Below are 22,623 nucleotides of genomic sequence, written 5' to 3'. Positions count from 1 at the left end.
TCATTCACCTCTCATTGCATGCGATGCATGGATCCGAGCTGATGTACGTGGATGTCACATCCGCAGAAGAACTCACTCCCTTCAGCATGTAATGCACACAGGCCTCGATATTCATGATGGACGGGGTCCGTATGCCAATCTCCTTCACCCGTCCGTGTTCATCGGTGCTGATAGAATACGAGAGTTCACCGCGGGGGGCCTCCCCTGCCCATTTGAATGCGCCTCCGCCGATGGTGCCGCCGCCCCGGATGCTGCCTGCCTCCATCTGCGCCAGACAGGTGCGGATGAGCTGAGTGCTCTGGAACACCTCCAGAAACCGGATCATGATGCGTGCATAATTGTCGCCGTCATCGAGAAGAATCGGCTCGAACCCCAGTTTCCGGTAGGTCGGGTGGAATCCTCTGCAGTCATTGTCCAGGTTGCTGGCACGGGCAGTCGGGCCCACGGCATGGGATTCGATGGCCTCTTCACGGGTGAAGGTGCCGACATCTTTGCTCCGGAGGGCGATCAGTGAGCCCCCCTCAAACATCCGTACAAACCGGGTGAGTTCGGCATCGATGTGATCAAGCATGGTGCGAAGGCTGCGCTCTTTCTCCGGGGTCAGGTCAAACCGCACACCGCCGGGGATGATGAATGAACAGGTGACGCGTGCTCCGGTGATCAGCTCCAGGGCGTCCATCGCAGTCTCCCGCAGATTCAGAAGATACATCGCAAGGGTTTCATGCTCGATGGTGTAGCAGTAGGAGTAATTGGCCAGCAGGTGACTTTGGATCCGGTCCAGTTCGTTCACCACCGCCCGGAGATAGGCCGCCCGGTCCGGTACCGGGACATCACTGATGCGCTCCATCCCTTCGATGCAGACATAATTGTGGATGACAGAACAGATGCCGCAGACCCGTTCTGCCAGAAACATCACTTCCTGCCAGGGCCGTCCGACCATGATGCGTTCAATGCCTTTTTTGACATAGCCAAGCTCAAGTTCTGCCTTGATTACGTATTCACCACGTGTTTCACATTTAATCCGGCAGGGTTCCTTAAAGACCGGATGCACCGGCCCTATAGGAAGGGATACATCAACAGTCTTCTTCATTCCTCTCTCCTCTCATAGTCTTTGAATACCACAGGTGCCAGTGACAGCACAGCTGCAAGAATCTCTGTCGGCCGGGGCGGACAGCCGGGCACTTCTGCCGCAATCGGGATGTGCTTTCGTACCGGCGGGTCGAGGTATGTCCCTTCACGGTTAAAGACACAGCCGGATATCGGACAGTTCCCGATGGCAATTGCCGCCTTTGGTTCCGGAATCTTTTCCCAGAGGCCTATCAGCTTATCCTCCCACTGGGGGGAAAAACCACCGGTAACTAACAGAATATCCGCTTCCCGGGGGTTATTGTGCACGTAAATCCCATATTGTTCAATATCATATCGTGGGGCGAGACATGCAAGAATTTCAATATCACACCCATTGCATGATCCTACATTGACATAGCAGACATGAATGGAGCGTGATCGGACCGCGTTTTTCAGGTCCTGTAATGGTTTCATGAAGAGAGTACCTCCCGTATCATTGTGAATCCTTCATTAAGCGCCTGTTCTCTTTCAAGACCGGCGTGAAGTTTGTCGTTTGTCTGTTGAATGATTTTGTCCATCTCATCGTCGGTGAGGAGGGGTATCTGCCGTGAGATCAGGGATGCACCGAATGCCGATGCCACACTGTTCTCCGGTTCCGGAGGCGCTTTTTCCCAGACTTCGTATCGTGCAGGGAGATTTTCCAGCAGGGACATGTCAAAGAGATCGATCATCTTGCGCCGGAGAATCTGGCGGCGAACCCCGTATTTGTCACACAGGGCGGCCATTATTGCTTCATGCAGCGGGCTGGACAGGATGATGAGCTTCATCTCCCGCAGGTCCTTTTCATAGAGATAGGTAACCATCAGACGATCCCTCCGGCCACAAGGACTGCATACAGGGCAAAGAGCCCGACAGCCACCCACAGGATCACCATCTCTGCTTTTTTGAGTGTCTCTTCGTCTGAGATCCAGGCAATGACGGTGAGCAGGATAAAGATCAGCCCAAGGGCGACCGCCTGAACAGCAATCTCCGGATGGGACGTCACCTGCCACACGGCGATGAGCAGGTATGCGGCCAGACCTCCGGTAAGAATTGTCTTGATTTGTGTCATGCGATCACCCCTAAAAGCGCCATCCATGCTACAAGAATGACGATGGTAACGAGCTGCACCGTCACACTGTCATACGGGCCCAGCATCGGGGTTACCGCACAGACAAAGGAGAGCGAAATAAGCAGGATGAGCATCGCGACAAAGAGCAGTACCGGGGACAATGCCCCCCAGAATACCAGTACAAACGCCATCAACAGCACGAAGGTTTTGATCGCATCTGATACTTCAAGCCCTGCACGCCAGGCGCCAAAATGCTCGGTCTTATACCCGCTGACGATCTCTTTTGCCTCGACGATGGAGAACGGGCCGTAGTGCATCTTTGAGAGGATGACGATATACATCGCAATTGCCGCCGGGAGAAGACTGAAGAGCAGCGGTCCGTGTTCTGCCTGGTACTGGATGATATCTGATATCATCAGGGATCCGGTGGTAAAGTAGATGCCTGCCACCACTGCAAAGAGCGGTATCTCGGACGACGCGGAGATGACCGAACGGACACCGCCGAATTTCGCATAGGGGGACCCGGGTGAGAGCCCTACCCCGTGCTCCACCATTTTATGCACCATATAGATGCCAAACAGGAGCAGGAGGCTGCCGCCGAGCATGACGATGTAGAGCGCCCCGACCCAGATGGCAATGGCAATAATAACGATGCCGATGTAGAGCGGTTTACTCGCGGTGCGGGGAACCCAGGTCTCCTTGAAAGAGAACTTCAGAGTGTGAAGAACCTCCTGCCAGACGGGAGGGCCGGGCCGTCCCTGTATCCGTGCAATTGCCTTCCGGTGTATTCCCATGAAGAGAAGGCCGATGAATGGTGCTGCAATCAGATAGCCTATCATTTTTCAGTACCCCATAAACGGATAGTCTTCTTCCCCATCCCGGTATTTCCAGGAGAGCATGATTCCCACGACAAAGGCCGGCACTGCGATGATGCAGATGACCGCCTGCCCGATGTCAGAAAGAAAACCGAAATACGGTCCGATTCCTCCTATAACGAGGGCAATGAGCGCGACAACGGTCATTATCTGAATACTTTTTCCTTTCATGGTCTATCACACGGTGAGCATTATCTCCACAACTCTCAGGAACATCAGCAGGGAGCTGACATGGATCATGATTACATACGGTGCACCCGGTGCACGGAACAGTTCCGCCTTTGCCGCATAGAAGGGGGCGATCCCCTCTCCCATGACTCCCACGAGGATCAGGGCCTTGGCGATCCACGGCATGGCGGGTGCGATTGCGGCGAGCTCCCAGATGGAAAGGGTGCCGGTCGCCGCCAGCGTGATGGCCGCCCCGCCAAAGAGGGGGACGGTTGCAAGCATCGAGATGATGCCATAGTTAAAGGCTGCATTCAGCACATGTTTGCTTTTCACCGCAGCGACAATGCCGATGATGCAGACACCCACCAGACTGACAAAGAGGGTGAAGTTAAACACGTCTCCGCTGGTGACGGCGCCCATCGTGGCAAGGCCACAGGCGATTGCCATGAACCGCCTGAAATGCAGTTCTTTCCCGGTGACTTCCTTGGCGTATATCGCGTCGGTCCCGAAGACCACGTCCAGCTGCTTCTCCGGTTTTGAAAAGATGCAGATGAGGGTGAAGACCAGCGCAAACAGGAAGAGCGCTCCGGTGTACGGGGTGAAGTAATCGACAATATCCCCGAACGGCAAAACAAAGAGCTCCTGTCCACCGACGCCGGATGATGAGAGCTCAAACATCTTTCTCACCCCGCATGGTGCCTATCAGTGACATCTTTGCGGTCACTTTGGCAAGGATTGCTCCGCCTGCTAACATAACTGCAAAGAACCAGTACTCGGGCATCACCATAAAGATGAAGAAAGCGACAATCCAGAGTGCCCATGCATAGCCGGATACGGCTTCAATGAGGGCAAAGCGTTCGGCATGCCTCTTCCCCATGAAGTAAAAGATCACACCCGTTCCTGCGACCGCACCTCCGGTAAATCCGGAGAGCACAATGCCGTAGAGAACGAGGATGACCGCGATGATGGTGGGGGCGGTGTCAAGCACTTCAATCCTGAACGGCTTATGCACCGGATTGTTCAGCCCTTCCCGTGTCAGATAGATCTCGGAGAGCGCCATCAGTTCCGAGATGCCGACGACAAGGCCCGGAATGATGAGGGCTTCGGCAAGGTCCGTCGCGATGAGTGCGATGACGACCAGAACCGAGACCTCTGCGAGGTCTGCAATGATGAGCCGGTGGATGTCATTTTTCTCCCGGATTGCCGCGACAAAGGTGATGATGACGGCAATGAATGCGACGGCAAGGCCGATTGCGTATTCCTCCATCATTCTTCATCCCTCCGGTACAAAAACGAGGCGATGGCAAAGGCGGCAAAGAGGATGCTTGTCTCCACGATGGTATCCAGTCCACGGGTGTTGTAGAGAATTTCATCGATGATGCCGCCCGGGTGGGAGACAATGGTGGTGCCGAGATAGAGATTGCTGGCAGCCAGAAACGCCGAGAGGGGGGTCAGGTATGCGGTGACATATCCCAGGTACGGGGAGTTATCCGGGTATTGTGCATGCACTTCGGTGGTGCCGAATGGCTCTCCGCCCCGGTCGTAGGGGTTCAGGGATGAGGAGGTGTTGATCTCTTTGGGATACAGCTGGGTATTCTCATATCCGATGGGCATCACGATGACGAAAACCAGAGAGATGCAGACGATGGCCGCCACAATGAATGCGTAGATGGCGATCAGATTGTCGACATCCGCCATATACCGGGAAAGTTGCTTAATCACTGGGCTCACCCCGTTCAATCACCCGCACCAGGACAATGGTGGCTATCGCTGTCACCGCAACAAATGTCAGCAGCGCAATGGTCTCATTGTATGCCAGCATAATAAGCATCAGGCCCGTTCCTGCAATCTCCACATGGATCAGGCGGGATATATAGTCTCGTTCGCGGGGGAATGCGGCGGCAGCAACGCCTGCCAGCAGAATGATACAGCCGAGGATGAGTTCAGGATTCATCGGTGTTCCTCCCGGTGGCCTGAAGAATAAAGATCGTCGTCAGGGGCATGATGATTGCAACAAGGATGGCCACATCCAGGTATCCCTTGAGGACAATCAGGGGTATCACCCCGCCCATCATGATGGCAAGCCCGATCAGTTTGTCAAAGGGGCTTTGTTTGATGTAGATGGATACGACGCCGATGAGTGCAATCACGCTCAGGATGAGGATATAAAATTCATTCATTGGCTACCCCTCCTGCAAAGGTGCTGGCGATCGCATTGGCTTCCAGGGTTGACCCGACAAAATAGGCGATGCCTGCAAAAAGCGCCATGATGTCCGGAATGGCAAGCACTATCAGCCCGGTGATGGCGAAGTTCATGACATTTAAATAAACCAGTTTTCTGAGGGTCTTTTTTTCGGTGACCACCCGGATGACCGCATAGACTGCAACAATGCCGCAGATGTATACCGGGATCATGCCCGCATCCCCCAGAGTTTCGTGAGAAGATGGCTGGCATACGGATGGGACATGCCCTGGATGGTGAGGATGGCGATGACCATGCCCGCGATAAAGGCGTCAGGAGTTACGCCGATGAGGCCAAATCCGGTGATGACAAACGTTGCACAGAGTGCACCGGTTGTGCCTGCATACCCGGGGTCATGGCAGATTCTGTTTCCGATATATACCAATAGTGCCGCAACGAGCCCGCCGGGGATGCCGGCAACGAACACCCCGCAGGCGGCAAGGAGGGTCCCTGCCGAAGCGTCCGGCGAACATACGATATTTCCCATCATATATCCGCCATTGAGTGAACCCCGTTCCTCTGCAATTGCAGTGCCAATAGCAGCAGCACCGCTCACCCCGCCTTTTTCCGGGAGTTTGAATATAATATCAATTGCAATAAAAAGAATCCAGCAGACAAGGACGGCAATGATGATGTTTACAACCACACCCGGCATTTATTAACTCCGAATAATAACAGATACCCTTTCATATGTTTAACATTTCCCATTGTCACAGTAAAATCACCGTTTCCATGACAAATTGGTGAATTGCACGAATTATATCTCTGATAATAGAAGAATACGGCTGATTTGATAAGGTAATGGGTTCTGTTTTGGATTCTGCCAGTATGTATATAGCCGGGCAGGGTGATTTTATACGTAATGAAAAGCGCATTTGCGGATCATGACAAACTCGCACTCCTGATTATAGGGATTGTGCTGATTCTCACACTTATTGCGTTTGGTCCGATTCTCGATGTTGTCATCCTTGCCGTCTCTCTTGCCGTCGTGGTGATGCCGCTGAAGACGTGGTTTACCCGGTTTATCAATGCGCAGGTGGCATCATTTCTGGTGACGTTTATCGTCGGATGCATCGCTATTGGTGCGCTGGCGTTCAGTGTTGCCATCATATATGATAATGCAGATTACCTGACCGAGATCATCACCCAGATATACCTCGCTCTTATCGGGATGCAGCTGATTCCGCAGGGGACGGCAACGACTCCCCCTGTTGATGTGGCAGGGATACTGAATTCCCAGATGGATACCATTCAGTCAGGGTTCTTCTCGGTATTGACCGGATTTACCGCAGCCATATTTAACACCATTATCTTCTTCCTCGCACTGTTTGTCTTCATCTATTTTGGGGAGAACATCTGGCGGGATCTGCTCTCCGGTGTTCCTGATGCCCTGAAGTCATTTGTCGGCCACATGACGGAGATCAGTTCAAATACGTTGTATTCCATTTATATCGTCCATATCTCCACATCGGTCATCACGTTTCTTCTGGCGATACCGTTTTTCTATGTGCTGGGATACGGGCATATCGTATTCTGGTCCCTGATTGTGGCCCTGTTCCAGCTGATCCCTATCGTCGGCCCGACCCTCATTATGATCTTTCTGGGAATTTTCGCCCTTGCCACCGGGGATTACCGGGCGGCCGCCCTGATTGCGATCATCGGCTATCCGGTCGTCTGTGCGGTCCCGGACCTCTTTTTCCGGCCGATAATGATGGGCAAGCGGACGTCCATTCATCCGGCCATCATGTGGATCGGCTTTTTCGGCGGGCTCTGGATCCTCGGGATTGTCGGGTTTGTCATCGGGCCCCTTGTCCTGGCACTGCTGGTTGCAGGCGGAAGGGAGCTGATTGCAATACTGAAGCGGGCAAAGGCGAACGGGTGGCTGGAGAAGCCCCCCGTTTGAGCATATCTGAAATTCAGTAATTCTCTCATTTTTAGCTCGTCCTCACTCAGATCCGAATGTCTCAGAACAGATCGGTACAGGGAGAACAGGCGTCAGCGGTGCCGGGACGACCACAAACTACATACAAACCTCAAAATAAAATGATGTATGGAAAACAATCCTGTTATTACAATTTTTGAATCCTTACCCAGTCTGGGGCCGGGGGATGATGAGCACACGGAAAAGGCATTCTCAATCATTGCAGAACCGCCTGAAGGAGGTGGTGAGATCCTTGATGTTGGGTGCGGGAGGGGTGTACAGACGATGGCCCTTGCCCGCCTGTTCCCGTCCTGCAGGATAATAGCGACAGATATCCACCAGCCTTTCCTCGATGTGGTGGATGAAAAAGCTGCAGCCGAAGGTTTTTCCGGGAGAATCAAAACAGTCTGTGCATCCATGGACGATCTTCCCTTTGGAGAGGAGTCTTTCGACATTATATGGGCTGCAGGATGTGCATCCATTATCGGCATCGAAAATGCCGTCAGGTACTGGAAAAAACTCCTGAAACCGGGCGGATACATGATGATCTCGGATGTGTTCTGGTTCACGGATACCCCCTCTGATGAGGCACGGGAATTTTTCGCCGAATTCCATCCCGCAATGATGTTAGAAGATAAAGGATTTGAGATCATCCGGAATGCCGGGCTTGAGCTGGCTGGATCCTTCCGGCTTCCTTCACGGGTATGGGAAGAGACCTTCTACGGTAAAATGAGGGGGAAGCTTGGAGAACTCGAAGAGGAATATGCAGATGATGAGGGCGCCCTGATGGTAATCGGGGGATTGAAAAGGCAGGCCGAAATCTTTGAGAAATACCCGGATGAGTTTGGGAATACCTATCTGGTAATGAGAAAACCGTTGTGAAGGATATTGGATTACGGTATTTCTCTTTTTTTTCACGGTTCTTTCCCGTTTCATTTCCGGTTCTTTCCCCTGATTATTTCCAGAAGATACAAGGAATTATACCTTTTTAGCGCTAATACTGGACTGCAATTTCTGTATTGCGTGAGCGAGGGTTGCCGAGTCGGTCAAAGGCGCTGGGTTTAGGGCCCAGTCTCGTAGGAGTTCGCGGGTTCGAATCCCTCCCCTCGCATTTTTGGTTCGGGTTATAGTTAGTTGTGAAAAACGCCACTATTTTGTTCAACCCTTTTACTCAAAGTCATCCATTTAGGATGTGACAATCTAAATTTACCTAAACAATCTTTTTTTTGAAAACATGACTGCATTATAATCTGACTTTCATTTAAATAGCTAAGTGAATAATTCATTGTTATGACACCTGATATCTCAAGATATGTCGTCCCCCCAAAATTTGGAGAAATGGGGTCAATTATCGAAGCTTTGATACTGATTATTAAGATTAATGAAAAATCTGAACGTTTAAAAGAAGTTACATTATTCATACCAACCAAACACCAGCTTAATGGAACTGATATTGACGCGGCTTTAGGTGAAAAACCTTGCAAAAACCTCTCAAAAGGTAAAAAATTGAAAATTGCGGATAATTTAGTCTTAAAATGTGAAACAATTAAAACATTCAATTCTTATTCATCATCAGAAATCGTTCTTTGTGTTTATCCAAACAAGAAAATGTTAGATATTTTAGATTCTGTAAAAAATCTTGATCTGGCTGTGGTTGTTCCGTGGTATATGGATGAAATAGGTGAATGGAAGAAAACATGGAACCCAATAATACTTGGAGAAGAACACAGTGAACTCGAAGATTTGATTAAAAATCCTGTTGTCGAAGAAGCAATGAAAACGCTTACAAGGAGAGTTAATTTGTCAACGGGTCTATCAAATCCAAGAGATAAACGAGAAACAGTTGAGTTGTTAAGAATTCTAAGAAACAATGGAGAATTATTTGATCCAGATTCATTAAAAGCATGGGCACTGAGAAATGATTGGAAGCCGCAAGGGGCTGAAGAACTTCGGAGTTGTGCACAGGCAATAATTGAAAGAAAATCTCTCCATGGAAATAAAGAAGCTTGGAACCCAGACATCATTAATGTCCTAAGAGAACGTGCGTATTCAAAAGAAGAAGGGAATTAATTCATTAACCTTTTTGAGTACAACCTTTTAACAGCTGGAGTCTTCAAATTTAAATCGCCTTTCTCCTGAATCCTCTGCTTCATCCTTTGGAACGTCTTCCTATCCACCCCACATTCTTCAGCTATCTTCTGAGACATAGAAAGAATCGTCTTCATGACATCAGCCTTATCGACAAACCTCTGAGCCTTCCGAACTTCCAGTGCCTGATCATCAATATTGTTAGCTTCCTTTCCGATGTGAGTCACATCATCAGCCACAATATGTCTCCTCTCAAGCAGACCAACACCCCCATCGAACTTGTTTTCCGGGTGATTGGCATAATCAAGAATGGTCTGGCAGAGTGCTCTGAAGTAGTGCGAACCCTGCTTGTTCTCCCCTGTCTGATAATCGATGAACTCCCTGTGAACAATTGTCTGCGGGTCTTTGGAGAAGGGACATAGCGGTTTAACAGGCACACCATTCTCATCCTCCGTTTTAAAGCCTGCAAGATAGAAATTGAACGGCTTAATCTGTTCATCCCATGCTTTCCCTTCATTGAAACTATCAAACCTCTTCCATACATGAGAGGTTGAGACCGAAAGACGGGAAACCGCATAAAATTTTGAATACTTCTCATAGATCTCCATCGATGAAACAAACCCATAGTGCATACGCAGGATGTCCTGCCAGACTTCTGCCTGCCAGTCCTTCACGTTGTTCGGGAACGGATTCGCCAGATGTCCCAGACCATGCAGCTTATACGACCGCTCTCCTTCCATGAACCGGATCTCCTGACCGTCAAGATAATAGAGAGCATACCGCTTGGAGGAGATGCCATAGAACCACATATCCTCCTTTTCAGGCTTGAGCAGAGGGATATCAATGCTATACGGGTTCAGTGGCTGGAAGAAGTCAAGGATAGGCTGTGCAAAGTCGGGCGGGACAAAGATACTATCCGTATCCATGTAGGCATGCTGCCCACCCAGCTCCAGCACCTTCGCCTCAGCCATTGCGAGAAAGAGACGTGACCCTGCGGTAATCATTACCGCCATAAGAGGGTGGAAATACTTCCCTTCTTTCTCATGCCGGTTCTCTTCAGTCGTGAAGGAGTAAACCCCATTCACCTCTAAAGCGCTTTTCTTATCTTCGGGATTGAGTTCAATGAAGATGCCATAACTCATCGCATTGACAAGAATCTTGATGGCCTGTGCCTGGCTGGAGAGGTGAAGCTGTTCTGGATCATCTTTGGAGATGGTCTTGAGGTCTTGTTTAATCTCCTGCCGCTTTTCAACCAGCACCTGAAACAGATTGTCCCTGCGAGGATCAATATCAACACTATGGATCTGTGTCTTCTGAAGGCTGGTCTGTTGTCCGACCGGCACAAACCGCACAGCCTCAAGAATATCAGGCACTTTCCCGGTGAGTAGCACCGAGGCGATGACATCCGGCAGAGCATACCACATCTCCTTTTCACTGGAGAGGTAATTGAGTCCGACCACATAGGGAGAGTCATCCCCTTTATAGTCCATCCTCGCCGGAAGGATATCATCATCCGGTCGCAGCTTGACAAGAACACAGAAGTCCTTCCAGATATCCGGGTTCTGCAAATCAGCAAGATTGAGAGAAGAGAGGAGCGCTTGTATCTCTTCAGTCGCATCCACTGATTCGATACGATCTGCAATGAGATAAGGCCAGAGACCCAGAATCATGGTGATGGTCGGATACATGCTTGTAAAGTCAAGCACCGACACCTTGGTCGGCTGTTTACGTATCCTGCACTCCGTTCTTCCCCCGTAATACGCTGACATGATATTACCGAGAATAGCATCCGGAAAGTCAGGGTTCTGCTGATGAAATGGTGTGACACTCATCTGTTTGAGGGCATACTTTCCGATGGATGCTGAGCTGAACACCTTCGTGAGAGGGATATCAATCTGGAAGAGATCCAGTTCCTGCACAAGCCTGCGATAGACTTCATAGGTCGCTTCGACATCCCGGATGTTGTATTCGATATATTTCTCCGTCACCCTTCCATGAGAGATTCCGGTATATTTCTCATGGCTGATGTTGAGCATCTCACCCGCCCGCTGAAGGGAGACACGTTTTGCCTGAAGCATTACCTCGGCCAGTGTCTGCACGTCCAGAAAATACCCGCCAAAAAAGTCTTTTTTCATGTTTTTCTTGGTCGAGCTGAACTTCATGCTGTAAGCGCTTCCCAGCTGTTTTACGATAATGGGAGGCTGCATGCGGTCTTCCGAAAGGGTGAGGGTGAACCCTCCTTTGTTCCGTCCGCGTGAATGAGCTGCCTTGTGAGCAATCCGACTGAGATCAAACGGGAGGTTGAACCCAATACAGAGGGTTTTCAGGTCAAAGACTTCCCGGTAGAACACATCATCAACGAACTCGTTCAGCGAGTATAGAGAAATTGAATTACGCTCTGCATACCGTTTCAGGGTCTTTCGTTCACGTTCGTCAAGATGTGCATTATTGTTGATCAGGCCGTGATGCTGTAAGATGTCGTCCTGATAGATCTGGAAATATCCGATCTTCAGATTCTGAAACCAGTCAATAGTGGTCTCTGTATCAAAGACCAAGACACGGGAATGCCTGAGCGGGTGGTCGGGATATGAGGATGCTTTCCCTTTCCCCTTCCCCTTTTTATTGAGTTTTCGAGTGTATCCACGCACTGCTAACGCCGGCATTCTGCTGAACCTCATGGGCAAATTCGATGAGTGACTGACCAACATATTTCAGAAGTGCACCAAGGCTCAGGAGCCAGAATGCAATCTGTTCTGCCTGAAGGCCATTGGCAGCACGGGCTTTCGGAGGGAAACGGTTCTGCTCCATTGTGACCTTTGCGTGACAGTTCTTGCAGAGGGGAACAGTCTTCTCAGATGCCGCTCTTCCATCGACATGGTGCATCTCAAGGAGGGCTGGATTATCTTCTCCACACATTACGCAGCAGTGTCCGGTCTGCCCTGACCGTTTCATCTTCTCTGTTGTTTTTCGGTAGGTATTTTTGTCCATATGCATCGCTCCTATGACTGATAGATCTCGAAAAATTCCGGTTCTTCTTCTGCATCCTTGATCTCATACAGGCGTTCCACATCGGTCTCAAACCGATAGCGGATACCGGTTGCATCAATAACAACCATCTGCTCAAACCGCTTCAGGAGTGCAGGGTTGTTATCCTCAATTGCGAACCGGACATAGGCATGGTATCGTGCAATCCGTGTCCGGTCTACGGAGTTTGCAACAGGAATCGAAATATGACCCTTCTCACGGTCATAGATCATCATCTCAACTTCTATGCGGTCTGTTTTGTTGATGTGCCAGTATCCACGTTCTTTCCGGAGATTCAGGCCAAGGTGTTTGACAGCGGTGTCGCGTGAAAGACCCAGCTCCCTGAGCTTTGGGGAGAAGTGTTCATCGTTCCGCATGGCACGGAGCAGTTCAAGGGAGAGAAGACGTTCACGCTTCTCTTCAGGGGAGAGATCATTCCACGGGTTATTACTCAGGTCATAGTCCCGGACGCGGAGACCCTTCAGCTCTTTCAGGCTCTTGCCGGGAAACCGTTCGTGGAACCGGATGATACGTTTTGCATACCGTGATTCCCGTGGTTGTGCGTTGAGCCACTCGCCATAGGTGCGATACTCCTGAGAGAACCGTTTGCGGCTCATCTGTCTGCCTCCAGCATCCGGATGAACGCCATCCTGAGGACTTCAGCCTGGGAGCATCCATAGCGGTCTGCGGTCTCAACGATCTTCGCCTTCAGATACGGCGAAACAGAAATGACCAGTTTGTTGGTCTTTTCTTTTGGTTTCATAGATTCATGAAGGAGAGCAGACACTATCGTTAGTAATGATAGCTAATATGATAGCACATATTATATCATATAAAGATAATAGTGAATGTTGGTAGTCAAATGTCAGATGTTAAAAGTGATAGTGCAATACTCCAGTATCTCTCCACTCATCCCCCAACAAGAACCTCCAAACTTGTGAGAGAGATCGTGGAGAATCAAAAAGGTGAAAGAGGTTTTAGTGAACCAAGCCTGTACAGGGCAATTGAATATTTGAACAAAGCAGGCATGATTGCAAAAATTCAAAATCCAGACCTTATAGCCTATGGAATCAAAGAATCCAACAATAGAGCGGTTTATCTCACGCTGAAATCCTTTGCAGAACGGAAAAAGCATCTTGACACATTATTTGACCTGCTTTCCAAAGGTGACACAGCGGATATCAGGATGGTTCTCGATGAGATCCGGCTTTACCGTGACAAATACATCCTCACACCGAAACAGTTAGACGCGATTGTCAACCTGCTGACCAAAGACGCTGATATTGCCAAAGCAGCTACCGAAATTCTCTATGACTATTTCATAATCCGGGAAATCACGCCTTTTGACAAAGACCGGTTCAGGGTTCTTCTGCGTGCAAGCCTTACACAGTTTGACATTAGTGTGCCGCAAAATGCACAGATGCGTAATCACCATATCCGCATGCTCGGAAAGCTGAGGGACGAAAGGGTGGTATCTCAGCTCATTGAGGATGCCCGAAACGCAGATGACTTTGAATCTCTGAAGAACGACTATCTGACACCATTCACCGCCTTTATCATAGAATCACACCGCACGGAACTATTCAATCTGGAACGTGAACTGCGAAAGGGAGACCGGGTGAAAGAGGCTGATACTCTCGCAGAGATACGCAAGTATGCAACAGAGCATGAGAGTGACCCGCTTGATGCAACCGACCCGATGGAAGGCATCAGGGGTGCACCTGAACTGAACGGGTTGTTCAAGGGGATGAGGTCATGAAGTTCCTGCTTCTCAACGGGCATGGCATCAGCATGAAAGTGGATCGTGCACACCTTCATATCACGGACGGACGGTTCTCTACCGAAGAGGAGCCTGCGAAGTATGTCTTCCATCCACAGCGCATTGATATCGATTCCATTGTGATCTACGGGAGGAGCGGCAACCTCAGTCTTGAAGCCATCCGGTGGCTTGTCAAACACAATGTGCAGGTGTCCATTCTTGATTGGGATGGAACGATGCTCACCACAATGCTCCCTCCGGAGAGTGTGCAGGTGAAGACGAAGTTTGTACAATACCATGCATTTGACGATAAGAAACTGCGACTGAAACTGGCGAAGAAGTTCATCGAATCCAAGTTTGACCGCACACAGATCGTCCTTGACTATCTGCACCAGCGGTATCCCGGTGTTGACCCTGTGATTCCCTATGAACCAAAGAGTCTGAAAGACGCAAAGTTGATCCGGGAAGTGATGGGAGTTGAGGGTGCCGTTGCCCAGCACTACTGGAAACAGTTTGCCAAAGTCATCCCTGAGAAGTATGAGTTTGAGAGCCGGACGGGACGTTACCACACACGGCCCTCAGGAGCGGGAGATCAGGTCAACTGCATGCTGAATTATGGGTATGCCCTTCTCGAAGCAGAGTGTCTCAGGGTCATCAACAGTGTTGGTCTTGATGCACATGTGGGATTCCTTCATGAGATGCAATCCGGCAAGAACAGTCTGGCTTATGATATGCAGGAGTTGTTTCGGTTTCTTGTTGACCTGGCAGTTATCAACCTCGTTGAGCGCGATGCGATGACCGCGAAGGATTTTATCAGGACGGAGAGCTATGCACTGAGATTACGGCCCACGGGTGCACGCAAGATGACAGAAGAGGTCAACGCATGGTTCAACAAGACGGTTGAGTATCAGGGCAAAGAGCTGATGTGGAGTTATGTGATGGTGCTGAAGGGCAGGGAGCTGGCGCAGTATCTGACCGGGAAGAAACAGTCGGTGAGTTTCATGAAGCCGGAGTATCAGGTTGACAGGGTTGATACGGATGAGATACGCAGGAAGATACTCAGCATTTCGTATGCTGACTGGAAGAAACTGGGTTTCTCAAAAGGTTCATTGCATTATATGAAAAAGAACGCAGAGTCGGAGAAGCCGTTTTCCCTCAATCAACACGTTGTTGAACGGTTGATGGTATGGGATCAACTAAAAGAGACGTTATCTGTCTGAGTTTCTTTCTCATTTTTCTTTTCTGTTGAGGTAATTCAACCAATTTGTGGTGTTGACGTTGAAGTATTGTTGATATTATTGAGCAATATCAAACAGATTCCATAACATTGATGTATGGTGCCAAACGAGTCAATTATTGACTTGAATAAACTTTTCATTTAATATCTATCCACAATGGAGTAACGCATGGATCTCAATGAACATCAGACGAGGAAACAAAAGATTGATGTCCAACTCAGGGAGCAGGGCTGGGATGTGAACAGTCGTTCGCATGTCATCCCTGAGGTTGATACAAAGCAGTCTGATTTCAATGCCTGTTCCTACAAAACTGTTGATGAAACACTCAAGAATGATCGTGAGAGTAAATATGCTGACTATCTCCTGCTGGACAGTCTGAATAATCCCCTTGCCATCATCGAGGCAAAGCGGACATCAAAAGACCCCAATATCGGTCAAAAGCAGGCAGAAAAATATGCAGACGACATCAAAAGGCAAACGGGCCGGGATGTCTTCATTTTTCTCACAAACGGTTATGAGATCTGGTTCTGGGATCGGCAGCGGTATCCTCCCCGTCTGGTGACCGGGTTCTACGCCCGCAAAGACCTTGAGCGGCTTCGCTTCCAGAACGAGCAGGTTCAGCCGGACACACCAAGAGGAGTCAATACCGATATTGTTGACCGCCCGAAGAGTATCGAGAATGTCAAACGGATAGTGGAGCACATCCAGAAGGGACACCGGAAGGCGTTGATTGTGATGGCAACGGGCACGGGCAAGACTCGTGTCGCGATGGCAATTATCGATGCCCTGATGCAGGAGAACCGTGCTCACCGGGTGCTCTTCCTCGCAGACAGAAAGGCACTGCGGGATCAGGCATGGAACAAAGGGTTTCAGGAGTTCTTCCCGCAGGAGGCGAAGGACAAAATCCTGCACGGCAACTTCAACAAGGAGAAGCGGCTCTATGTCTCCACCATCCAGACGTTTCAGGAGATCTATACCCAAAAAGATGAGAACGGGCAGTATCTTATCTCGCCTGGTGAGTTTGACCTCATCATCTCAGATGAGGCACACCGCAGTATATACAATAAATGGCGGGATGTCTTCACGTATCTGGATGCCATCCAGATCGGGCTGACTGCAACACCGGCAGACCTTGTTGACCGTGACACCTTCCGGTTCTTCCAGTGTGATGATCAGGCACCAACCGCTCTCTACTCATATGAGGAGGCAGTGCGAGACGGTATCCTCTGTGACTTCCGCAAGAATATCATGGGTGCGCAGACGCACTTCCAGATTGAAGGGGTGAAGCCCTCAGACCTGAGCGAGACCGAACGTAACCGCCTCATCGAGCAGGGCATCGACCCGGACGAGATCGATTTCGATGGCTCTGTTCTGGAGAAGAAGATCGCGGTGAAGGGCACGTCTGAAGCAATTGTCCGGGAGTTCATGGATAACTGCCAGATGGATGAGACTGGCACACTTCCTGCGAAGACGATCTTCTTTGCGATATCAAAGAAGCATGCGAACCGGCTTCATGAGGCGTTCAATGACCTCTATCCTGAATACAAGGGGAACCTCGCACGCATTATTGTCTCTGAGGATTCCCGTGCACAGGCACTCATCCATGACTTTGAGAAGGAGTCATTCCCCCGTGTTGCCATATCGGTCGACATGCTGGACACCGGCATTGACGTACCGGAGGTCTGCAACCTTGTCTTTGCAAAACCGGTCTTCTCCAGGATCAAGTTCTGGCAGATGCTAGGGAGGGGGACAAGGGCGGATGCGGCCTGCAAACACCGTGACTGGCTCCCGAACGGGAAGAAGGAGTATTTCAAGGTCTTCGATTTCTGGAACAACTTTGATTACTGGAACATGAACCCGGAAGGGGTGAAGAACGAACCCATCGAAGCTATTACCAGTCGGATCTTTCTCCTGCGGGTAAAGCAGCTTGACCGGTTGATACAGGCGGGAGATGGGGAACGTGCTGCGGTGATCCGGGCAAAAATTGAGGACGATATCCGTGCCCTGCCTTCCGACTCCGTGAGTGTGCGGGAACACGAACAGGAGATTGCAAAAGCACTCTCTCCCAAACTCTGGGACAATATTGCCGTTGACCCGGTTGAATACCTGACATCCCATATGATGCCCCTGATGCGCTACCAGACGGGTGTCAATCTCAAGGAGGCGTCCTTTACGATCAAGACCGAACGGCTTGCGCTTGCTGTCTTAGAAGGGAATGACAAGGAGATAGAGCGGCAGAAGAAGGCCATCGCTGAGATGGTTGACCTCCTCCCCCGCAACCTCGAAAAAGTCCGGCAGAAGGAAGAGCAACTGGATGACGTGCTCTCCCGATCGTTCTGGAAGGGTGTCTCGTTCGAGGATACCCGGATGCTTGTTTCTGATATCGCACCGCTGATGAAGTATATGTCCAAGGAGACGCCCCAGACGATTGTCATCGACATGGGCGATGTGATTGAGGAACGCAGCATCTGGGAGGTGAACGAGGACACCCCTCCCTATGTCACCGCGTTTGTCAAGAAGGTGGAAGAACGAATCCGCGAGATGGCAACCGAAGACCCGGTCATCCAAAAGATCGCAAACGATGAGACAATCACGGAGACCGACCTCTCCCGTCTTGAGGAGACCCTCACCGAGGCAGGGGTGGACATCACCGGGGAAGTCCTGCAGAAAGGCTACCGGCAGCCACGGGGGACGCTTGTTGATTTCATCAAATCTGTGTTGGGACTCTACAAGGCACCCGACCCGAAAGAGCAGATCGAGGAGGCGTTCCAGACCTTCATTGCTGAGAACAACAAGCACTACACCGCCGACCAGCTCCACTTCATCAGGACGATTCAGACGGTATTTATGCGCAAAAAGCATATAGAAATGAGAGATCTCTGGGATGCCCCGTTCACCAATTTTGGCATCAACGCACCGCTGCCGATGTTTGACGAGGGCGATCTCAGGGCGTTCATTGGCATATGTCAGGGACTGGAACGGGAACTGTTTGTTGCGGAGGCGTGATGATTGAATATAATTGAGAATAATAAAGAAAGTATTCAATATTCTATAGTTAACTTGACATCAAGTGAAGGAATTTTCACGGATGGGGATTGGGTTGAAAGTAAGGATCAGGATCCATCTGGTCAAGTCCGATTGATACAGCTTGCAGATATTAAAGATGGATATTTTGAATTTAATTCAAACAAATTTTTAACATTAGAAAAAGCGATAGAATTGAATTGCACTTTCCTAAAAAAGGGGGATATTTTAATTTCTCGTATGCCTGATCCAATAGGACGTGCATGCATCTTCCCTGGAAATGAGAAGAAATGTATTACAGCTGTTGATGTTTGTATTCTGCGTCCGGATAATCCATTGATAGATCCGAACTGGCTGAAATATGCAATTAATTCTCCAGAATGTAGAAAAGAAATTATTCGGCGTTCTAGGGGAACGACACGCAAACGTATTCCCAGAAAAGAATTGGGAAAAATACAATTATCAATTCCAAATCTGGAAACCCAGCGCAAGATTGTCGCCATTCTTGAAAAAGCAGAGGCAACGCAGCGCCTGCGGGCGGATGCGGATGCGCTCACGCAGGAACTGGTGCAGAGCGTGTTTCTGGAGATGTTCGGTGACCCGGTGACGAATCCTAAGGGATGGGAAAAAGTAACTCTGGGTAGTATAATTCAGAAAGTTGAAGCTGGCCCATCACGAAGATTGAATGCAGAAGGAAAAGGGCCTGTCAACATTACTTCAGGAGAAATTCATGATGGAATGTCCATTAAAGCGACAAAATTGAAGTACATTGATGTGCCTGAAGACATCACTCGATATGTTTTAAAGAAAGATGATATCCTGTTAAATTACGTGAATAGTCTTAGCCGAATAGGCAAAAGTGCCGTATATCAAGGAGAATATTCTCCAGCTATTGTCGGTCATAATATATTTCGAATTAATGTCAATAGAAAGCTTGTAAACCCATTTTTTTTGGTGGCACAATTTAAAACCACATTTTTTATGAACCAAATAAAGAGGATCACAAAACCTGCAGTGAATCAAGCTAGCTTTAACACTAAAGACTTGAGGAAATGTGTTGTTGTGTTGCCACCGGTATTATTTCAAGAAAAATTCATTCAATCTCTAAAACACATTGATTCTGCCTTTACAGATCAATCTAAAGCTAATCAGGAAATTGCTGATTTATTTGCATTACTTCAATCAAAAGCATTCACCGGAGAACTAATACCATGAAACTCGCCCCCGAACTTAAATCAAAGATAGACACCCTCTGGGATCGCTTCTGGAGCGGTGGTATGTCCAACCCCCTCCAGTCCATTGAACAGATGTCCTATCTCATCTTCATGAAGCGGCTGGAGGACATGGATGTGGTCGAGCAGAACCGTGCACGGGCACGGGACATCGCCTATACCTCGATCTTTGAGGGACAGGATGAGTGCCGGTGGTCAAACTGGAAGCACTATCCTGCTGAACAGATGCTCGTGCATGTCCGTGATGTTGTCTTCCCGTTCATCAAGAACCTGCACAACGGGGAGAAAACACTCTTCGCACGCCAGATGCGGGACGCGGTCTTCATCATCCCAAAGCCGTCCCTCCTGCAGGAGGCTGTTGCCATTATCGATGAGATGGACATCACTGCACAGAATCGTGATACGCAGGGTGACATCTACGAGTATCTTCTCTCCCAACTCTCCACCGCAGGGAAAAACGGACAGTTCCGGACGCCCCGGCATATCATCCGGATGATGGTGGAACTGGTCGAACCGGATGTCAATGACCGTATCTGTGACCCTGCCTGTGGAACAGCAGGGTTCCTGATCAACGCCTATGAGTACATTATCCGGAAATACACCAGTCCCGATATGCTGGAGGTGGACAGTGAGGGCGAATACCACAATCTCATCGGGGACAATATCACTGAACAGCGGCACTGGGAGAAGCTCTGGAGCGATACGTTCTATGGCTATGATTTTGATTCCACGATGGCCCGCATCTCGCTCATGAACATGATGCTCCACGGGATCAAGGCGCCGAAGATTGAGCAGAAGGATACACTCTCCAAGCTCTACAATGAGGAGGAGCGGTATTCAGTGGTGCTTGCCAATCCACCGTTCAAGGGGAGTATCGACAAGAGTGATATTAACGACAGCCTGAGCCTTTCCACGACAAAGACGGAGCTTCTGTTTGTGGAGCGGATGATTCATCTCCTGACGATTGGAGGGCGGTGTGCCGTAATCGTGCCGGATGGTGTCATGTTCGGGAGTTCACGGGCGCATAAGAAACTCCGCCAGATGCTCCTTGAGGAGAACCAGGTCGAAGGTATTGTCTCCATGCCGTCCGGTGTATTCAGGCCGTATGCAGGGGTCTCCACCGCTGTGCTCATCTTTGCGAAGGGTGGGACAACGGAGAAAGTCTGGTTCTATGATATGGAGGCAGACGGATTTTCACTGGATGACAAACGGACGCTCATTGACGGGAAGGGTGACATCCCTGATATCATCGAGCGCTTTAGGAGCCGGAGGGATGAGGTGCCTGAAGACCGGAAGGGCAAGTGCTTCTATGTGCCGTATGATGAAGTGAAGGAGAATAATTATGACCTCTCGATCTCGCGATATAAGGAGATTGAATATGAAGAGATTGAGTATGACCCTCCTGAAGTGATCATTGAGACAATTGAGGGTATTGAGAAGCAGATATTGGTTAATCTTGATGAGTTGCGGGATTTGTTGAAAAAGAGTTGAATTTCTATATTTTTATCATACTTATGATTCCATCAAATAAACCCGCAAACCAAGCTATCACAGCCAAAACAGTTCCAATTCCACTGATAGTAAGAAGAAGAGAGAATCCGTTTATTGAAATTGATTCAATATTTTCGATGTTTTCTTTTGAATTTTCATCCTGAACATATTTTTCTGTAATTGGTTCGATTGCGCCAAAAAATGCTGCAAGAGCAGCTAGAACAATGAGTAAACAAATTGTTACTCGTAGATCTTCAAAGAAGATGTTAAATAATTTATGCATAACCATGGATCAGAATAATATATTTTAATATTTATCCGCGTGGTGTGAAAGTAATTATTTAATATGTCATTCCAGATGAGTACAACTTAGAGTAATCATGAGGATTATTTTTAATCTTCCTCAGAAAATAGATTATATTTTCATTCTATCGCAGTAATCGCTTCAGTTCTGCCATATTATTGGGGTGGACTAGTACTACTCCTTCATGTGCTGTTGTGGTTTTAATTTTTCCAATATTATCCAGATAGATTAGAATGTGTGATACAATTGATTGCTTGATTCCAGATTCAGCAGCAATTTCAGAATTTTCCAACTTATTTTCATTGACGATGGCTGAAATCACAGATACCACTTTATTGTCATAATCATCAATGCATTGTCTGCAATACTTTTCAAGTAATAATGTTGATATTTTAATTGCTGGAATCTCTCCACCATAACATTGTTCAGCTTCAATATACCCCCGTCCATCCATTATTTCAATAGTATCATAAAATTCATCCTCTGTTATGCCATTTCCACTAACAATTGGCAATATTTGAGTGGGAGTTACAAAAAATGGATAATCATCTTCTAATGCCTTTTCACAAATAATGCCCGCGATGTAGTTGTCAGTATGTGTAAACTTGTCAATGTGCATCTGAACGGCAGTTAGATATTGTGGAAGTTCACCTAGTGGAGGCTTTTTTGTTTCACCAAATATTGTGGAACGAATTTCATTGTATTCAGCATCATAGTTGTTGAGATTTTGAATTTTCACATGTAGTGTGTGCTTGATTGATTCTGGTACAATGCAATCATCAATAATGATTGGAATTATTCTGCATTTACCCTCAATTTTTCTATATACTGCTAAATCAAGCTCTTCTTTAACCCATTTTTTAGTTATACTATATTTTGATATTACTATTGCAATGATATCAGATTGCTCTAAACCTTCATCAAATATTTTCTGGACTAGACTGTCACCCAGCAATATTTCCCATTTATCTAACCAAGCTTCTATCCCATCATAACGCAGTCTTTCTGCAAACTTTACAACAAATCTCTCTTTATCCTCACTAGCATGACTAATGAAAACCTTCGGGTGGTTTGACAT

Annotated in this window: 27 protein-coding genes and 1 tRNA gene; 9 read left to right on the top strand and 19 right to left on the bottom strand. The window is 48.6% G+C overall.

Annotated elements, in window-relative coordinates; all coding sequences use genetic code 11:
- Window positions 1-4 precede the first annotated feature (4 nt).
- The 13 genes from L1S32_RS03865 to L1S32_RS03805 are packed head-to-tail and all read right to left on the bottom strand — an operon-like array spanning window position 5 to window position 6,119.
- Window positions 5-1,090 carry a nickel-dependent hydrogenase large subunit gene (locus L1S32_RS03865; RefSeq protein WP_278156291.1) on the bottom strand — a complete coding sequence of 362 codons (1,086 nt, stop codon included), beginning with the start codon at window positions 1,088-1,090 and terminating at the stop codon, window positions 5-7.
- Window positions 1,087-1,542, bottom strand: coding sequence for a hypothetical protein (locus tag L1S32_RS03860; protein WP_278156288.1), 456 nt, complete (start codon window positions 1,540-1,542; stop codon window positions 1,087-1,089). Before L1S32_RS03860 ends, L1S32_RS03865 begins: the two co-directional genes overlap by 4 nt.
- Window positions 1,539-1,931: a hypothetical protein gene (locus L1S32_RS03855; protein ID WP_278156286.1), complete on the bottom strand. Its 393-nt coding sequence runs from the start codon at window positions 1,929-1,931 to the stop codon at window positions 1,539-1,541. The genes L1S32_RS03860 and L1S32_RS03855 overlap by 4 nt, the downstream gene beginning before the upstream one ends.
- On the bottom strand, window positions 1,931-2,179 hold the full coding sequence (locus tag L1S32_RS03850) for a hypothetical protein (RefSeq protein ID WP_278156284.1): 249 nt from the start codon (window positions 2,177-2,179) through the stop codon (window positions 1,931-1,933). The genes L1S32_RS03855 and L1S32_RS03850 overlap by 1 nt, the downstream gene beginning before the upstream one ends.
- Complete coding sequence (locus tag L1S32_RS03845; protein ID WP_278156282.1) at window positions 2,176-3,018, bottom strand: NADH-quinone oxidoreductase subunit H; 843 nt, start codon at window positions 3,016-3,018, stop codon at window positions 2,176-2,178. The genes L1S32_RS03850 and L1S32_RS03845 overlap by 4 nt, the downstream gene beginning before the upstream one ends.
- A gap of 3 nt (window positions 3,019-3,021) precedes the next feature.
- Window positions 3,022-3,225 (bottom strand): hypothetical protein, encoded by a 204-nt coding sequence (locus L1S32_RS03840; RefSeq protein WP_278156279.1) that lies wholly within the window; start codon window positions 3,223-3,225, stop codon window positions 3,022-3,024.
- Between the two features lie 6 nt (window positions 3,226-3,231).
- Window positions 3,232-3,900 carry a proton-conducting transporter membrane subunit gene (locus tag L1S32_RS03835; protein ID WP_278156277.1) on the bottom strand — a complete coding sequence of 223 codons (669 nt, stop codon included), beginning with the start codon at window positions 3,898-3,900 and terminating at the stop codon, window positions 3,232-3,234.
- Window positions 3,893-4,492, bottom strand: a complete 600-nt coding sequence (locus L1S32_RS03830; protein WP_278156275.1) for an EhaG family protein — start codon at window positions 4,490-4,492, stop codon at window positions 3,893-3,895. Before L1S32_RS03830 ends, L1S32_RS03835 begins: the two co-directional genes overlap by 8 nt.
- On the bottom strand, window positions 4,489-4,944 hold the full coding sequence (locus L1S32_RS03825) for a DUF2106 family protein (RefSeq protein ID WP_347403361.1): 456 nt from the start codon (window positions 4,942-4,944) through the stop codon (window positions 4,489-4,491). The genes L1S32_RS03830 and L1S32_RS03825 overlap by 4 nt, the downstream gene beginning before the upstream one ends.
- Window positions 4,937-5,176, bottom strand: a complete 240-nt coding sequence (locus L1S32_RS03820) for a DUF2107 family protein (RefSeq protein WP_278156272.1) — start codon at window positions 5,174-5,176, stop codon at window positions 4,937-4,939. Before L1S32_RS03820 ends, L1S32_RS03825 begins: the two co-directional genes overlap by 8 nt.
- Window positions 5,166-5,402, bottom strand: coding sequence for a DUF2108 domain-containing protein (locus L1S32_RS03815; RefSeq protein WP_278156270.1), 237 nt, complete (start codon window positions 5,400-5,402; stop codon window positions 5,166-5,168). The genes L1S32_RS03820 and L1S32_RS03815 overlap by 11 nt, the downstream gene beginning before the upstream one ends.
- Entirely contained in the window at window positions 5,395-5,637 is a 243-nt protein-coding gene (locus L1S32_RS03810) for a DUF2109 family protein (protein WP_278156269.1), read from the bottom strand. Before L1S32_RS03810 ends, L1S32_RS03815 begins: the two co-directional genes overlap by 8 nt.
- A complete protein-coding gene (locus L1S32_RS03805) occupies window positions 5,634-6,119 on the bottom strand; it encodes a hypothetical protein (protein WP_278156267.1) in 486 nt (161 codons plus the stop codon). The genes L1S32_RS03810 and L1S32_RS03805 overlap by 4 nt, the downstream gene beginning before the upstream one ends.
- A gap of 207 nt (window positions 6,120-6,326) precedes the next feature.
- On the opposite strand from L1S32_RS03805, the gene L1S32_RS03800 reads away from it, so the two are divergent.
- The 4 genes from L1S32_RS03800 to L1S32_RS03785 all read left to right on the top strand — a co-directional run bounded on the left by L1S32_RS03800 (window position 6,327) and on the right by L1S32_RS03785 (window position 9,455).
- Window positions 6,327-7,367, top strand: coding sequence for an AI-2E family transporter (locus tag L1S32_RS03800; RefSeq protein WP_278156266.1), 1,041 nt, complete (start codon window positions 6,327-6,329; stop codon window positions 7,365-7,367).
- A 147-nt stretch (window positions 7,368-7,514) separates the two neighbouring features.
- Window positions 7,515-8,267 carry a class I SAM-dependent methyltransferase gene (locus tag L1S32_RS03795; protein ID WP_278156264.1) on the top strand — a complete coding sequence of 251 codons (753 nt, stop codon included), beginning with the start codon at window positions 7,515-7,517 and terminating at the stop codon, window positions 8,265-8,267.
- A gap of 145 nt (window positions 8,268-8,412) precedes the next feature.
- Window positions 8,413-8,496 (top strand) — tRNA-Leu (locus L1S32_RS03790).
- 179 nt (window positions 8,497-8,675) lie between these two features.
- A complete protein-coding gene (locus L1S32_RS03785; RefSeq protein ID WP_278156262.1) occupies window positions 8,676-9,455 on the top strand; it encodes a hypothetical protein in 780 nt (259 codons plus the stop codon).
- On the opposite strand, the gene L1S32_RS03780 is transcribed toward L1S32_RS03785, so the two are convergent.
- From L1S32_RS03780 to L1S32_RS03765, 4 genes are read right to left on the bottom strand one after another with little or no spacing between them, the layout of a single operon-like run.
- Window positions 9,452-12,136 carry a DNA polymerase gene (locus L1S32_RS03780; protein ID WP_278156260.1) on the bottom strand — a complete coding sequence of 895 codons (2,685 nt, stop codon included), beginning with the start codon at window positions 12,134-12,136 and terminating at the stop codon, window positions 9,452-9,454. The genes L1S32_RS03785 and L1S32_RS03780 overlap by 4 nt on opposite strands.
- On the bottom strand, window positions 12,093-12,461 hold the full coding sequence (locus tag L1S32_RS03775) for an HNH endonuclease signature motif containing protein (RefSeq protein WP_278156259.1): 369 nt from the start codon (window positions 12,459-12,461) through the stop codon (window positions 12,093-12,095). Before L1S32_RS03775 ends, L1S32_RS03780 begins: the two co-directional genes overlap by 44 nt.
- A gap of 11 nt (window positions 12,462-12,472) precedes the next feature.
- Window positions 12,473-13,114: a hypothetical protein gene (locus L1S32_RS03770; RefSeq protein WP_278156258.1), complete on the bottom strand. Its 642-nt coding sequence runs from the start codon at window positions 13,112-13,114 to the stop codon at window positions 12,473-12,475.
- Entirely contained in the window at window positions 13,111-13,260 is a 150-nt protein-coding gene (locus tag L1S32_RS03765; protein WP_278156257.1) for a hypothetical protein, read from the bottom strand. The genes L1S32_RS03770 and L1S32_RS03765 overlap by 4 nt, the downstream gene beginning before the upstream one ends.
- A 264-nt stretch (window positions 13,261-13,524) precedes the next feature.
- Between L1S32_RS03765 and L1S32_RS03760 the strand changes: the two genes are divergently transcribed.
- The 5 genes from L1S32_RS03760 to L1S32_RS03740 all read left to right on the top strand — a co-directional run bounded on the left by L1S32_RS03760 (window position 13,525) and on the right by L1S32_RS03740 (window position 21,241).
- A complete protein-coding gene (locus tag L1S32_RS03760; RefSeq protein ID WP_278156256.1) occupies window positions 13,525-14,256 on the top strand; it encodes a hypothetical protein in 732 nt (243 codons plus the stop codon).
- Window positions 14,253-15,476, top strand: a complete 1,224-nt coding sequence (gene cas1, locus L1S32_RS03755) for a CRISPR-associated endonuclease Cas1 (RefSeq protein ID WP_278156255.1) — start codon at window positions 14,253-14,255, stop codon at window positions 15,474-15,476. The genes L1S32_RS03760 and cas1 overlap by 4 nt, the downstream gene beginning before the upstream one ends.
- A gap of 186 nt (window positions 15,477-15,662) precedes the next feature.
- Window positions 15,663-18,500 (top strand): DEAD/DEAH box helicase family protein, encoded by a 2,838-nt coding sequence (locus tag L1S32_RS03750; protein ID WP_278156254.1) that lies wholly within the window; start codon window positions 15,663-15,665, stop codon window positions 18,498-18,500.
- A 3-nt stretch (window positions 18,501-18,503) separates the two neighbouring features.
- Complete coding sequence (locus tag L1S32_RS03745) at window positions 18,504-19,733, top strand: restriction endonuclease subunit S (protein ID WP_278156253.1); 1,230 nt, start codon at window positions 18,504-18,506, stop codon at window positions 19,731-19,733.
- Window positions 19,730-21,241 (top strand): class I SAM-dependent DNA methyltransferase, encoded by a 1,512-nt coding sequence (locus L1S32_RS03740; protein ID WP_278156252.1) that lies wholly within the window; start codon window positions 19,730-19,732, stop codon window positions 21,239-21,241. Before L1S32_RS03745 ends, L1S32_RS03740 begins: the two co-directional genes overlap by 4 nt.
- A 4-nt stretch (window positions 21,242-21,245) precedes the next feature.
- Here the strand turns inward: L1S32_RS03740 and L1S32_RS03735 are convergent, their stop codons facing one another.
- Window positions 21,246-21,524, bottom strand: a complete 279-nt coding sequence (locus L1S32_RS03735; protein ID WP_278156251.1) for a hypothetical protein — start codon at window positions 21,522-21,524, stop codon at window positions 21,246-21,248.
- Between the two features lie 145 nt (window positions 21,525-21,669).
- Complete coding sequence (locus L1S32_RS03730; protein WP_278156250.1) at window positions 21,670-22,623, bottom strand: toll/interleukin-1 receptor domain-containing protein; 954 nt, start codon at window positions 22,621-22,623, stop codon at window positions 21,670-21,672.

This window comes from Methanogenium sp. S4BF (genome assembly GCF_029633965.1).
GTDB lineage: Archaea > Halobacteriota > Methanomicrobia > Methanomicrobiales > Methanomicrobiaceae > Methanogenium.
This window is presented reverse-complemented; position numbering and strand designations above follow the sequence as displayed.

Coding starts and splice junctions, on each gene's coding strand:
- L1S32_RS03740 (WP_278156252.1), top strand. CDS start 19,730: ATGAAACTCGCCCCCGAACTTAAATCAAAGATAGACACCCTCTGGGAT.
- L1S32_RS03850 (WP_278156284.1), bottom strand. CDS start 2,179: ATGACACAAATCAAGACAATTCTTACCGGAGGTCTGGCCGCATACCTG.
- L1S32_RS03760 (WP_278156256.1), top strand. CDS start 13,525: ATGATTGCAAAAATTCAAAATCCAGACCTTATAGCCTATGGAATCAAA.
- L1S32_RS03765 (WP_278156257.1), bottom strand. CDS start 13,260: ATGAAACCAAAAGAAAAGACCAACAAACTGGTCATTTCTGTTTCGCCG.
- L1S32_RS03735 (WP_278156251.1), bottom strand. CDS start 21,524: ATGCATAAATTATTTAACATCTTCTTTGAAGATCTACGAGTAACAATT.
- L1S32_RS03780 (WP_278156260.1), bottom strand. CDS start 12,136: ATGCCGGCGTTAGCAGTGCGTGGATACACTCGAAAACTCAATAAAAAG.
- L1S32_RS03855 (WP_278156286.1), bottom strand. CDS start 1,931: ATGGTTACCTATCTCTATGAAAAGGACCTGCGGGAGATGAAGCTCATC.
- L1S32_RS03860 (WP_278156288.1), bottom strand. CDS start 1,542: ATGAAACCATTACAGGACCTGAAAAACGCGGTCCGATCACGCTCCATT.
- cas1 (WP_278156255.1), top strand. CDS start 14,253: ATGAAGTTCCTGCTTCTCAACGGGCATGGCATCAGCATGAAAGTGGAT.
- L1S32_RS03865 (WP_278156291.1), bottom strand. CDS start 1,090: ATGAAGAAGACTGTTGATGTATCCCTTCCTATAGGGCCGGTGCATCCG.
- L1S32_RS03770 (WP_278156258.1), bottom strand. CDS start 13,114: ATGAGCCGCAAACGGTTCTCTCAGGAGTATCGCACCTATGGCGAGTGG.
- L1S32_RS03795 (WP_278156264.1), top strand. CDS start 7,515: ATGGAAAACAATCCTGTTATTACAATTTTTGAATCCTTACCCAGTCTG.
- L1S32_RS03835 (WP_278156277.1), bottom strand. CDS start 3,900: ATGTTTGAGCTCTCATCATCCGGCGTCGGTGGACAGGAGCTCTTTGTT.
- L1S32_RS03830 (WP_278156275.1), bottom strand. CDS start 4,492: ATGATGGAGGAATACGCAATCGGCCTTGCCGTCGCATTCATTGCCGTC.
- L1S32_RS03785 (WP_278156262.1), top strand. CDS start 8,676: ATGACACCTGATATCTCAAGATATGTCGTCCCCCCAAAATTTGGAGAA.
- L1S32_RS03820 (WP_278156272.1), bottom strand. CDS start 5,176: ATGAATCCTGAACTCATCCTCGGCTGTATCATTCTGCTGGCAGGCGTT.
- L1S32_RS03775 (WP_278156259.1), bottom strand. CDS start 12,461: ATGGACAAAAATACCTACCGAAAAACAACAGAGAAGATGAAACGGTCA.
- L1S32_RS03815 (WP_278156270.1), bottom strand. CDS start 5,402: ATGAATGAATTTTATATCCTCATCCTGAGCGTGATTGCACTCATCGGC.
- L1S32_RS03810 (WP_278156269.1), bottom strand. CDS start 5,637: ATGATCCCGGTATACATCTGCGGCATTGTTGCAGTCTATGCGGTCATC.
- L1S32_RS03805 (WP_278156267.1), bottom strand. CDS start 6,119: ATGCCGGGTGTGGTTGTAAACATCATCATTGCCGTCCTTGTCTGCTGG.
- L1S32_RS03840 (WP_278156279.1), bottom strand. CDS start 3,225: ATGAAAGGAAAAAGTATTCAGATAATGACCGTTGTCGCGCTCATTGCC.
- L1S32_RS03730 (WP_278156250.1), bottom strand. CDS start 22,623: ATGTCAAACCACCCGAAGGTTTTCATTAGTCATGCTAGTGAGGATAAA.
- L1S32_RS03750 (WP_278156254.1), top strand. CDS start 15,663: ATGGATCTCAATGAACATCAGACGAGGAAACAAAAGATTGATGTCCAA.
- L1S32_RS03845 (WP_278156282.1), bottom strand. CDS start 3,018: ATGATAGGCTATCTGATTGCAGCACCATTCATCGGCCTTCTCTTCATG.
- L1S32_RS03800 (WP_278156266.1), top strand. CDS start 6,327: ATGAAAAGCGCATTTGCGGATCATGACAAACTCGCACTCCTGATTATA.